Annotated in this window: 14 protein-coding genes and 1 pseudogene; 4 read left to right on the top strand and 11 right to left on the bottom strand. The window is 61.9% G+C overall.

Going from position 1 to position 11,074, the window contains the following annotated elements; all coding sequences use genetic code 11:
- The first annotated feature begins 57 nt into the window (after positions 1-57).
- The 3 genes from AYR47_RS04830 to AYR47_RS04840 are packed head-to-tail and all read left to right on the top strand — an operon-like array spanning position 58 to position 2,118.
- Positions 58-624 carry a chromate transporter gene (locus AYR47_RS04830; protein ID WP_061434469.1) on the top strand — a complete coding sequence of 189 codons (567 nt, stop codon included), beginning with the start codon at positions 58-60 and terminating at the stop codon, positions 622-624.
- Entirely contained in the window at positions 624-1,166 is a 543-nt protein-coding gene (locus tag AYR47_RS04835) for a chromate transporter (protein ID WP_061434471.1), read from the top strand. The genes AYR47_RS04830 and AYR47_RS04835 overlap by 1 nt, the downstream gene beginning before the upstream one ends.
- Before the next feature lie 37 nt (positions 1,167-1,203).
- Positions 1,204-2,118 (top strand): LysR family transcriptional regulator, encoded by a 915-nt coding sequence (locus AYR47_RS04840; protein ID WP_061434473.1) that lies wholly within the window; start codon positions 1,204-1,206, stop codon positions 2,116-2,118.
- A gap of 40 nt (positions 2,119-2,158) precedes the next feature.
- Here the strand turns inward: AYR47_RS04840 and madM are convergent.
- From madM to AYR47_RS04895, 11 genes and pseudogenes are all read right to left on the bottom strand, one after another.
- A pseudogene (gene madM, locus AYR47_RS04845) lies at positions 2,159-2,924 on the bottom strand (malonate transporter subunit MadM).
- Position 2,925: 1 nt separating this feature from the next.
- Complete coding sequence (gene madL / locus AYR47_RS04850) at positions 2,926-3,330, bottom strand: malonate transporter subunit MadL (protein WP_061434475.1); 405 nt, start codon at positions 3,328-3,330, stop codon at positions 2,926-2,928.
- A 67-nt stretch (positions 3,331-3,397) separates the two neighbouring features.
- Positions 3,398-4,297: a malonate decarboxylase subunit epsilon gene (gene mdcH, locus AYR47_RS04855; RefSeq protein ID WP_061434477.1), complete on the bottom strand. Its 900-nt coding sequence runs from the start codon at positions 4,295-4,297 to the stop codon at positions 3,398-3,400.
- Entirely contained in the window at positions 4,294-4,881 is a 588-nt protein-coding gene (locus AYR47_RS04860; RefSeq protein WP_061434479.1) for a malonate decarboxylase holo-ACP synthase, read from the bottom strand. The genes mdcH and AYR47_RS04860 overlap by 4 nt, the downstream gene beginning before the upstream one ends.
- A complete protein-coding gene (gene mdcE, locus AYR47_RS04865; protein ID WP_061434481.1) occupies positions 4,875-5,645 on the bottom strand; it encodes a biotin-independent malonate decarboxylase subunit gamma in 771 nt (256 codons plus the stop codon). Before mdcE ends, AYR47_RS04860 begins: the two co-directional genes overlap by 7 nt.
- The gene (locus tag AYR47_RS04870; protein WP_061434482.1) at positions 5,642-6,484 is read right to left on the bottom strand and encodes a biotin-independent malonate decarboxylase subunit beta; all 843 of its coding nucleotides are present in this window, start codon (positions 6,482-6,484) and stop codon (positions 5,642-5,644) included. The genes mdcE and AYR47_RS04870 overlap by 4 nt, the downstream gene beginning before the upstream one ends.
- Positions 6,477-6,776 carry a malonate decarboxylase subunit delta gene (locus AYR47_RS04875; RefSeq protein WP_015886328.1) on the bottom strand — a complete coding sequence of 100 codons (300 nt, stop codon included), beginning with the start codon at positions 6,774-6,776 and terminating at the stop codon, positions 6,477-6,479. Before AYR47_RS04875 ends, AYR47_RS04870 begins: the two co-directional genes overlap by 8 nt.
- The gene (locus tag AYR47_RS04880; RefSeq protein ID WP_061434484.1) at positions 6,776-7,609 is read right to left on the bottom strand and encodes a triphosphoribosyl-dephospho-CoA synthase; all 834 of its coding nucleotides are present in this window, start codon (positions 7,607-7,609) and stop codon (positions 6,776-6,778) included. The genes AYR47_RS04875 and AYR47_RS04880 overlap by 1 nt, the downstream gene beginning before the upstream one ends.
- Positions 7,610-9,280, bottom strand: a complete 1,671-nt coding sequence (gene mdcA / locus AYR47_RS04885) for a malonate decarboxylase subunit alpha (RefSeq protein WP_061434486.1) — start codon at positions 9,278-9,280, stop codon at positions 7,610-7,612.
- Between the two features lie 298 nt (positions 9,281-9,578).
- On the bottom strand, positions 9,579-9,818 hold the full coding sequence (locus AYR47_RS04890; RefSeq protein WP_033897075.1) for a DUF6124 family protein: 240 nt from the start codon (positions 9,816-9,818) through the stop codon (positions 9,579-9,581).
- A gap of 331 nt (positions 9,819-10,149) precedes the next feature.
- The gene (locus AYR47_RS04895) at positions 10,150-10,554 is read right to left on the bottom strand and encodes a hypothetical protein (protein WP_033897074.1); all 405 of its coding nucleotides are present in this window, start codon (positions 10,552-10,554) and stop codon (positions 10,150-10,152) included.
- 211 nt (positions 10,555-10,765) lie between these two features.
- On the opposite strand from AYR47_RS04895, the gene AYR47_RS04900 reads away from it, so the two are divergent.
- On the top strand, positions 10,766-11,053 hold the full coding sequence (locus AYR47_RS04900) for a HigA family addiction module antitoxin (protein ID WP_033897073.1): 288 nt from the start codon (positions 10,766-10,768) through the stop codon (positions 11,051-11,053).
- Positions 11,054-11,074 lie beyond the last annotated feature (21 nt).

Consider the following 11,074-nt stretch of genomic DNA (forward strand, 5'->3'; position numbering starts at 1 on the left):
GATGATTCACAGCGGCGCCTACAGGGGGCGCATCCGCCCCAATCATTGGTGTTGACCATGCTCGAGTTTGAACCCGACGCGCCGCAACCCAGCCTATGGCAGCTGTTTTACAACTTTGCCATGGTCGGCCTGTTCGGCTTTGGCGGCGTGATGCCCTGGGCGCGGCAGATGATGGTCGACCGCAGGCGCTGGGTCAGCGAACAGGCGTTCAATGAGCTGCTGACCACCGGCCAGTTTTTCCCCGGTCCCAATATCGCCAACGTCGGCATCATCTACGGCCGTCGCCTGCATGGCCTGCCCGGTGCGGTTGTGACCGTGTGCGGGCTGTACCTGTTCCCTTCGCTGATCACCGTGCTTGCCGGATTCGCCTATTCACAGTGGTGGAGCCATGAGGTGGTGCAGCAGATTTTCGGCGCGGTCATGCCGATTGCCACCGGCCTGATTCTGGGCACCACCCTGCGCCTGCTCAAGGCCATGCCCAGGACGGTCGCCAACTACGTCGCGTTCCTGATGACCTTTGTGCTGATGGCGATCCTGGTGCTGCCGCTGTGGATGGTACTGTTGATCTGCATCCCCAGTTCGCTGGCGCTGGGCTTCATCGATACACGCAAGGGAGCCCGCTGATGCAAGGCACGCTCCTGCACTTGATGATCCAATGCGCGCTATGGTCGTTGATGTCGATCGGCGGCAACATGGTTGCCATCGGCGATATCCATCGCTACTCAGTCAACGACATGAATTGGCTGACCGACGCACAGTTCGTCGCGTTCTTCGCCCTATCCCAGGCGTTGCCCGGCCCCAATGGCATGCTGTTGGTATTTATCGGCCAGCAAGCCGCCGGCCTGCCCGGCGCCATCGTGGCCTTGCTGGCCAAGCTGGTGCCGTGCTCGGTGCTCACCTACGTCGGCGCCGGCTGGCTGGAGCGCCATACCGAAACGCCGTGGGTGCAGCGAGTCAAGCGCAGCTTGCTGCCGATTTCCATCGGCCTGATCCTCGCCGCCAGCTACATCCTCATGAACAGCCTGGAAAGCAACGCCACCAGCCTGGTGCTGACCCTGGCCAGCGCCGCCGTGGTGTATTACACGCGGCTGAATGCGATCTGGCTGATCCTCCTCGGCGTGCTATTGGGCCTGTGCAGTGCATGGCTGGGAGCGGACTGGTTTTAGGGGCACAATCGACGGCATTCGAACCAGAGCCACGGCCATGCTGATCGACGAAGAATTCACCCTCAAAAAGCTCGAGATCTTCCTGGCGTTCATGCGCACCGGCAACCTGGCCCGCGCTGCCGCCGAGCTGCAAACCAGCAACGTCAGTGTGCACCGCGCCATCCACTCCCTGGAAAACGCCCTGCGCTGCCCGCTGTTCAAACACGAAGGGCGCAACCTCACGCCGCTGGAAAGCGCCTACGTCCTGGAAGAGCGCGCGCAGAAACTGGTGGCCGATGTGGTCGACAGCGTGCGCCTCACCCGCGAAGCCGCTGGTTTCTCGGCCGAACGCTTCAAGCTCGGCTCGCTGTATTCGCTGACGGTGAAGACCGTGCCGCAACTGATCATGGGCCTGAAGATCCGCCGCAGCGAACTCAACATCGACCTGATCCTGGGCTCCAACTTCGACCTGCTCTACAAGCTCAAGAACATGGAAGTGGACGCGATCCTCATCTCCCTCGACGAGCACGCCAACGACCCGGACTGCGAACAGATCGCGCTGTTCTCCGACGATATCTTCCTCGCCACCCCGGCGGACTCACCGTTCGACCGCGATCAACAGATCGACCTGGCAGATGTGCGCGACGCGACCTTCATCACCCTCACCCAAGGCTTCGCCACGCACCAGGATGGCAATCGTGTGTTCAAGCAGGCGGGGTTCGAGCCGAAGGTGGCGATGCAGGTCAATGACATCTTCACGTTGCTGAGCATGGTCAGCTCAGGCGTGGGTTATGCGCTGCTGCCAGGGCGGATTGCGGCGGTGTATGAGAACCGCGTGAAGTTGATACCGCTGCAACCCCGGTATCGGTTGCAGCAGCATATTGGCGTGGTGTTCCTGAAGGCCAAGGAGCGTGATCCGAACTTGCTGGCGTTGTTGGCGGAGTGCCGCATGTACGCCAACCGCCAAACTTGAGATATTCCTTGTGGTGAGCGGGCTTGCCCCGCTCACCACATTAACCGACCAGGCCGCGTACGATGAAGTACAGCAACGACGGCCCGAGCAAGCAGCCTAACCCAGTGTGGAACGTCGCCGTCAGCGCGCCATACGGCACCAAGCGCCGATCTGTCGCCGCCAAGCCAGCGGTCACACCGCTCACCGTGCCGGCCAACCCACCAAACACCATCGCCGAACGCGGGTTATCCAGCCCCATCCAACGCGCCGCGACCGGCGTGCCGACCATCACCAGGATCGCCTTGATCAACCCGGTGGCAATCGACAGCGCCATCACATCCGACGTCGCGCCAATCGCCGCGCCGGTCACCGGGGCCGACGATGTAGGTGACGGCGCCCGCGCCAATGGTGGTCATGCTGATCGCATCGCGATAACCAAAGGCCCAGGCCATGCTCGCGCCGACGATAAACGGCAGGATCGTGCCCAGCAGCAACGCGATCACACCGATCATTCCGGCCTTGCGCGCCTCGGTGGCCTGCACTTCAAACGCCGTGGCGACGATGGCGAAGTCGCGCAGCATTGCGCCGCCCATCAGGCCGATGCCGGAGAACAGCGCCAGGTCCGCCAGGCCTTTCTGGCCACCGGTAATGGTGCCGCCGACCCAGGCCAAGACCAGGCCGATGACAATGGCAATCGCCGAGCCATGGATGCGCCCGAAGGTCAGCCGCTTGGACAGCACCACGGAAATCCACATCACCACGCCGACAAAGGCAAACGCGGTGATCAGGCCGTTATGTTCCAAGCCTTTTTCAATGAGATCCCACATATCAGCGGCCTCCCGCAGGAACGATCAGCGGTTCTTCATCGGGCAGCGGTTCACCCTTGTGGGTACGGCTGATCAGCGCAATGGTGCAACCACACACCACCACTGACCCAATCGCCGCGAGCACCGCCACAGGGCCACCGTGCAAAGCGGTCACCACGTTTTGTTGCGCAGCCATCGCCACCACCACGGGGATGTACATCGCGCCCCAGAAGCCCACGCCCATTTCGCAATCCTTGGTCATGCCACCGCGTTTCTGCATCCACAGGCGAGCGCAGATCAGCAGGATCATCGCGATCCCCACCCCGCCCACATTGGATTTGACGCCCAGCAACACGCCAAGCATGTCGCCCATGATCACGCCCGCGAGCGTGCAGATCGCCAGCAATGCCACACCGTAGATAATCATTGTTGTTGTCCTCAAAGTGCTCGATCGAAATTGTTGTTGTTGTGCTTCGAAAGCCTTGGGTGCTGCTTTATTGGTGGCGGCGCTCCTCCTCTTGCAGCAGGGCCTGCAAGGTGTCCAGGCGCGCGCCTTCGCAGGCGATCACCGTGCCTTGTTCGAAAACGCGGCGTGACAGGCCGGTGAGCACGGAGCCGGGTGGCAGTTCGATCTGCAGGCGCACGCCGCGCTCGTAGGCGCTTTGCACGGTGCCGCGCCAGTCGACGATGCGACACATGTTGAAGGCCAGGTCATCGCGCAATTGTTCGGGGGTATGGATCGGCCGCGCACGGGTGCTGCTCAGGTAGGTGATGCGCGGTGCCTTGAGTGGCACGAAGGCTTGCGCCAAAGCCAGGGCTGGCTGCTCCAGCAATGCGCAATGGGACGGCACGCTGACGGCCAGGCGCTTGGCGATGCCGTTGCCTTTGATGCGACTGGCGACAAGCTTCATGGCCTGGTCGCTGCCGGCGATCACCGTCTGGTTATCGGCGTTGATATTGGCCAGGTATACCGGGGTTTCGCGGCTATGGATTTCGACCAGCAGGTTTTCGACGGTGGATAACTCGGGGCCGATGATTGCGGTCATGCCATAGCCCTGTGGATAAGCGTTCTGCATCAGCTCGCCGCGCAGGCTGACCAGTCGGATCGCGTCGGCGAAATCCAGCGCACCGGCAATCACCGCTGCCGGGTAAGCACCGATGGACAACCCTGCGACGTAATCCGGCGTGTGTTGCAGCAGGCGCGCGTAGGCCACGCCGGCGATCAGCAGGCAAAGCTGCACGGCGCGGGTACTCGCCAGGGCGTGCGCCGAATCCAAGGCGCGAACGTCTTCGCCCAAGGCATCGCTGGCGTGTTCCAACACGTCGGCCGGCAACGCCTGGAGCATGCCCGGACGTTGGGCGCCTTGCCCTGGGAACACCAAAAGGCTGCTCATGCCACGGCCTGCCAAGGATCAATGACGAGGTGCGCACCGCGGGCGGTTTTCAATAGCACCCGCCGCGATGAACCGGCCCATTCGCGCAAGGCGACGGCGCCGAAAGGTGTTTGCAGTTGCATATCCACAGCGCACGCGGCGTTGTCCAAGGTTGCCAGCAAGTCACGTGCGTCGTTGCGATCCAGCGGCTCCGGCGTACGCAGCATCAGGTCCAGATCGCTCTGGGCATGCAGCGCTTCAATGCCCGTGGCCAGCTCAAAACCCGCACTGCCCGTGACGCCCCAATTCAACAGCGCCAGCAGTGGCCGCAGTTGATCGAGTGCGTGCAAAGCCGGTAAGTCCCGCGTCGAGGTAACCTCACGCAGCGCTTGCGGCGTGACTCGCCGCTGCACCGCGGCAATCGGCATCTCGGCGGCAAACCGCTGCTCGCGCAAACGCCCGCGCACGCCCACCGCAATCCAGCCCGGCGCAACGATTGCGCGACGCACCACCACCGTGCCTACCGCCTCCACCGCCCACGCCGGAGCCTCGGCAGGCAGATGCACCGGGGTCATGCCCCAGAGCAAGTCGTGGGCGTTCACCATTGTTCCCGCAGCAGTTGGCGTACGTGGCTGGAAGCCGCGCGGTTGGTCGCACCAAGGCGGCCGCTCAAGTCGGTGCTGCCAATATCCTTGATCGCACTCACCAGGCAATCGCTGACCCGCGCCACATCCTCTGATGTAGGCTGTTCAATCTGGCTGACCGACAAGGTTTCCCACAGCAACCCCAGGCTGGCGTAACTGTCGATGTCATAAGCCATGGGCGGCACACTGGCGGCCAGGGCTTCCAACTCTTCAACGCTGCGCAGCGTCACGCGCGCGGCCGAGGCCTTGCCCATGGCGTGCACCATCACACCGGGATCGCGCAGGGCGATCAGGCGGTTGGCTTGATACCCATGGGCGAGAAACGCACCGGACATCGCCTTGCCCACCAGCAGCGCAATCACCGGGTGCCCGGCCAGTCGAGCACGGGCGTAGCTGTCGGCGGCGGCAGCCAGGGCCTGGTGGATGCCGAGGGCTTCTTCGCGACGGCCATAGGCTTGGCTCGGTACATCGACGATGGCGATGATCGGGCGCTTGTCGCCACGGGCGATGGCTTCATCGACGGCTTTTGCCAGACCCCAGCCTTCCAGCAGGCCGACTTCGCCATTGCGTGCGCGGGGGAAGCGGTTTTGCGCGTCGGTGACCACGGCGATGTAGCGCACGGGCTGTTCACCCAGCACACCCTCAGCGACTTTCAACGAGCGTGGCAAACCCTCAACGGCTGTCGCTCCGGCGCTCAATGCGTTGAACCACTGCAAACCTCTCATGAGCGTTCTCCTTGATACAGCGCGCGTACCGTTGCCGGGTCGATTTGCGGCGTGGTGTCCAGTTCGGCCAGGCGCGCCAGGTAATGCTCGGCCTGACGGCTGCGCTGTTGGGTGGGCAGGCCTTGCTCCAGCAAAGCGCTGACGGTGTGTTGAATCTCGGCCACATCGTCAGCGACATAACGGTCGGCCAAGCCGCTGTTGAAGCGTTGCTCACCGCCCGTGAGGCTCCAGATGAAAGGCCGGTCGCGGGAGTCGTACTCCTCAAGCCCAGCTTCCTGTTCGATCACTTGCGGGCCATTCAAGCCCAGGCGTGCTTCGCGGGTGACCACAAGGTAACTGCACAATCCAGCCGCAATGGACATGCCGCCAAAGCAACCGACACTGCCCGCCACCACGCCGATCACTGGCTGGTATTGGCGCAGATCGACAATCGCCGAGTGGATATCCGCGATGGCTGCCAGGCCCAGGTTGGCTTCCTGCAAGCGCACGCCACCGGTTTCCAGCAACAAAACGGCGCGGGTCGCAATGCCCTTGCGATTGTCCTCGGCCGCAAGTTCCAGGGCGCCCGCAATTTTTGCACCGCCCACTTCACCGAGGCTGCCGCCCTGGAAGTTGCCTTCGATGGCGGCAATGACGACAGGTTTTCCATCAATGCTGCCCTTGGCGATCACCACCCCATCATCGGCCTGCGGCACCACGCCTTGGCGGCTGAGCCACGGCGACATGACGCGCTGGAACGGGTCGATCAATTCGCGGTAGGAACCAGCGTCCAGCAACGCCTTGGCCCGCTGCCGCGCGCCCAGTTCAACGAAGCTGTGTTTGGCGAGTAAGTCAGTCATGGCCGATCTCCTCGAAACCCTGCTCCAGGCGCAAGCGCACCACGCCGGGGGTGGCGCCGAAATCGTGGATATCAATGTTCAACGCCGGTGGCGTCTGTTCCTGGAAGATACGCTCGAACAGATGCTGCCAGCGTTGTTCGGCACCATTCACCGAGGTCTGCACCTGGATGGTCAGCGTGCCCGGCGTGCCCGGTTCCAGCAGCACCTCCAGGTCGCCCGAGCCGACGCAACCCACCAGCGCACGGCCTTTTGGCGGCTGCCCGGCGGGGAATTCAAAGGATAAGGTTTCCATCACAACGCTCCGTCGAGGCGGTCGATAAACAGGCAGGCGGCCAACAGGTCGGCGGCGCCGCCGGGGGAGGCATTCAGGGCCAGCAGTTGAAGGTCTAACCCATGCAATTGGCGACGCCCGGCCAGCGTTGCGCTGCCACCTGCATCGAGTACCGCTTGAGCACCCTGCTGCATCGCTAGCAGGCCTTCGGGACCGGCACGGTAAAGCACGCAGGTATCGGCCAGCTCGGTCATGATCGCCAGCAAAGCATCCAGGCGGGCGTTCTGTTCGCCTGCATTGTGCTGGCGGCTTTTGTGCAGTTGCGGCAGGCCGCGCTGCACCACGGACGGGAACCCCAGTTGCGCTTCTTCACGGGCGCCGCGTGCGCCGTAGCGCTGGGCAACCTGGGCGCCGTGACTCATGGGTTGCGGCGCGTAGCGGTCGTTGAGCAGGGCTAATCTGGCGGCGTTCAGGGTGATAGAGCGCGGTTCCAGCGCTGCCGCTGCGGTGAGCAAACCGAGGGCCCAGATGGCGCCGCGATGGGTGTTCACGCCGTGGGTGGTGACGAGCATCGCTTGCTCACCTTCGCGGCCAATACGCCCAAGGGCTTCGCGCAGCGGCAAGCCGACTTCACCGAACTCAATCGCGGCTTCGGCCATTTCCTTGAACATCGGCCACAGCGACAACGCCGAGGCGTGCATCAGCCCCAGGTGCAAATCGCTATGGGCGCCGTTGCCGCGACGGTCTACCAAGGCCGGTTTGGGCGACAGGTCGGCTTCATCGATCAGTGCATCGACGGCCATATCCGCCAGGCGTTCGGCGAGGGTCAGTTCATGCAGTTTGAGTGCGCGCATTTACCAGCTCCTGAACTTGGCGGGCGGGTTGTACAGGCCACCGGACCAGTCCACCAGGTCGGCTACGCTTTTGGCGGCCAACAGTTCGCGCGTGGCGTCGGTACGGCGAATCCCTAAGTCTTCGGGCAAGGCGATCAAACCTTCGCGGCGCATACGTGCGGTGTCCTTGGGGTTGTGGCGCATACCGATGGCGGTGACGCCCGCGACGGCGGCGATCATCGCTTGGCGTTCTTCCAGGGAGCGCGCCTTGTACAGATAGGCGATGCCCTCTTCAGTGAGCAAGTGGGTGACGTCGTCGCCGTAGATCATGATCGGCGCCAAGGGCATGCCGCTTTTGCGTGCGACTTCCACCGCGTCGAGGGTGTCGACAAAGGTGGGTTTACCACCTTCCTGGAAGGTCTCGACCATTTGCACCACGAGTTTTTTGCCGCGCTCCAACAGCGCTTCCGGAGCATCGTCGTGGCGCATATCCAGCCAGGCGGGCGTGCCATGGCGACGACCACGCGGGTCGTGGCCCATGTTCGGTGCGCCGCCAAACCCGGCGAGGCGTCCACGGGTCACGGTGGAGGAATGGCCGTCGCCGTCGACTTGCAGAGTGGCGCCGATAAACAGGTCCACCGCGTATTGGCCAGCGAGTTGGCAGAACATCCGGTTGGAGCGCATCGAGCCGTCGCGACCGGTGAAGAACACATCCGGCCGTGCGGCGATGTAGTTTTCCATGCCCAGTTCAGTGCCGAAGCAGTGCACGCTTTCGACCCAGCCGCTTTCGATGGCGGGGATCAGCGTGGGATGCGGGTTGAGGGTCCAGTTGCGGCAGATCTTGCCCTTGAGGCCAAGGGATTCGCCATAGGTCGGCAGGATCAACTCGATGGCTGCGGTGTTGAAGCCGATGCCATGGTTAAGCGACTGCACATTGTGTTTTTCGTAGATGCCACGGATCGCCATCATTGCCATCAGCACATGCACTGGCTTGATGTGGCGCGGGTCGCGGGTGAACAGCGGTTCGATGTAGAACGGCTTGTCGGCCACCACCACAAAATCCACCCAGCTCGCAGGGATGTCGACGCGGGGTAAGTCCGTAACATCGTCCACCAACTGGTTGACCTGCACGATCACGATGCCATCGCTGAACGCGGCGGGTTCGATCAGCGCCGGGGTGTCTTCGGTGCTGGCGCCGGTGTAGATATTGCCGGCGCGGTCGGCCATGAAGCCGGCGGAAAGCACCACGTTGGGGATCAGGTCCACCACCAGCCGCGCGTAGAGTTCGATATAGGTGTGGATCGCGCCGATTTCCAGCAGGCCGTCTTCCAGCAACTGGCTGATGCGCAGGGATTGGGTGCCCGCGAAGGAGAAGTCCAGCTTGCGCGCGATGCCTTTTTCAAACAGGTCCAGGTGCTCGGAACGGCCGACACTGGGCATGATCATGTGTAAATCGTGGAGCTTGGCGGGGTCGGTTTTAGCGAGGGAGCGCGAGAGGAAATCGGCCTGTTTCTGGTTGTTGCCTTCCAGTACCACACGGTCGCCGGGGAGGATCAGCGCTTCGAGCGCCTCGACGATCTTGTCGCTGGGCAGTACCGCACCGTCTGCAAACTGTTTGACCAGCCCGAGCCGCCGCTGCTTCTCGTCGCGCCGCCGCGTCCAGCGCGAGTCGGGGGTGATTGTTGTTGTCATGGTCGCTCCACGGGTTTGCTGTCGTGGGCTGTACCTTAGGAGTGATTGAGGGGGCCATCAATCAAGCTCGGCGGCGGATTATTACGGCTGGAGTAACGAAGTCCGTGCGAATGCTGATCGTGAGCCTGATGCACATTAAAATGTGGGAGCTGGCTTGCCTGCGATAGCGGTGTGTCATCTGGCGATAAGTCGACTGGTACTCCGCCATCGCAGGCAAGCCAGCTCCCACATGGGTTCGGTGGCGTTCGTTAAGGAGCGGTCCCAAGCAAGGAACGATCAGTCCCTGTTTGGGACCGTTTCAAGAGGCTGGCGATGGGCTGACTTGCTCCAACGCTCTATCAACCAACAACTGACCCAACTCTACCATTTGCTGAATCCCGAGCATGATCGCGCGCTGGGAGGTGTCCAGGTCGAAGGCGAGATTGCAGGTCAGTGCGTTGAGCGAAGACAGGGTTTCGCTGGCGTTGACCAGCAGGGTTTCGGTGTTTTCGTGCGGGTTTACGGTGAAGAGCGGCGGATTGGGGGTAGGTTTGACCATGATTTACAGCTCCGATATGTGATGGAGACTGCCCTCTTCCGCTTGCACGCGAATAAAGGTGGCAGCTGTGCGCAGGTGTGCAAGACCGGGCATATCGGACCCCGGCAGACCCCGAAGGGTCTCCCACGCACAGCCGCCATAACAAATACAGCAGGCATAAAAAACGCCCGTTGGATGGCTATGGGCGTTGGTGCGCCGATATGTAACCGGACTTGCACGTCCGTGTCACCGTTTTTTGCGATGACAGGACAAAGACTAGGCGCGCTGACGGCACGCGACAAGTTCATGCAAGGCCCAAAATCTTGCAGGAAAAATCCGAGGGCCTGCCGGCTTACAACTTCATGTCTACGCTCACAGCCCCCACCCCTTCTAGCGGGTAGCTGCGGTATTCATAAACCTCCCCACGAACAGTGACGTGGATGAGCCCAGCCACCCGGCTCACTTGGACTGCAGGCTCTTTGGTTTTCATAAAGGGATGTGCCGAAACCAGCGCTGTCAGTATCTCCCGATCACTGCCTAATTCCTTATGAACGTAGTACCTGTAGGAGAACCCCACTGTCGCACCGCCCTGGCCGTCGCGTGCTCCATAAATCGAGCTGCCGTTGCCCAAGGAATGCTTCAACACGACTTCATCCAGATCCGGCATTCCTGGGGATAGGAACCAACTGGCACCGATATAAATCAGGCAAACCACGAGTAGGCCATTACGCAGTTGAGACTTTAACGGAACGGTCATTTTCGGCTCCTTTTTGGTAGTGAGAAGCGCGGAACCTAGCCACCCCGCTTAGGCCTGAAAACCCACCAAATCCAAATGCAGAAGTCGCCTACAGCAATTACATCCAATCCTGACAAAGCTTTCAGGTTGTTGCTCGGAACCCGTTTCTCTAGCATTTTTTTTCCGAACCCCGCCACGGGCGAACGTCATGAATCCAAACACTAAGCCTGATATGACCCTGCACACCCCCCCTCACCCAGGTGAAATCCTGCTTGAAGATGTAATCCCTGCCCTGGACATCACCATCACCGAAATGGCCCGGCGCCTGGGATTCGCCCGTGAGACGTTTTCGAGGATTTTGCATGGGCGTGCGCCTGTCAGTCCTGACTTGGCGGTCCGGCTTGAGCGGGCAGGTGTGAGCACTGGGCAGTTATGGCTGTCGATGCAAAGCGCCTATGACTTGTGGCAGGCCGAGCATCGGGAGCAGCCGGTGATTGAGCGGTTTGCGCGGATTGAATAACGAGCACGATCTAGCGGGCAC

Source organism: Pseudomonas azotoformans (assembly GCF_001579805.1).
Classification (GTDB): domain Bacteria; phylum Pseudomonadota; class Gammaproteobacteria; order Pseudomonadales; family Pseudomonadaceae; genus Aquipseudomonas; species Aquipseudomonas azotoformans_A.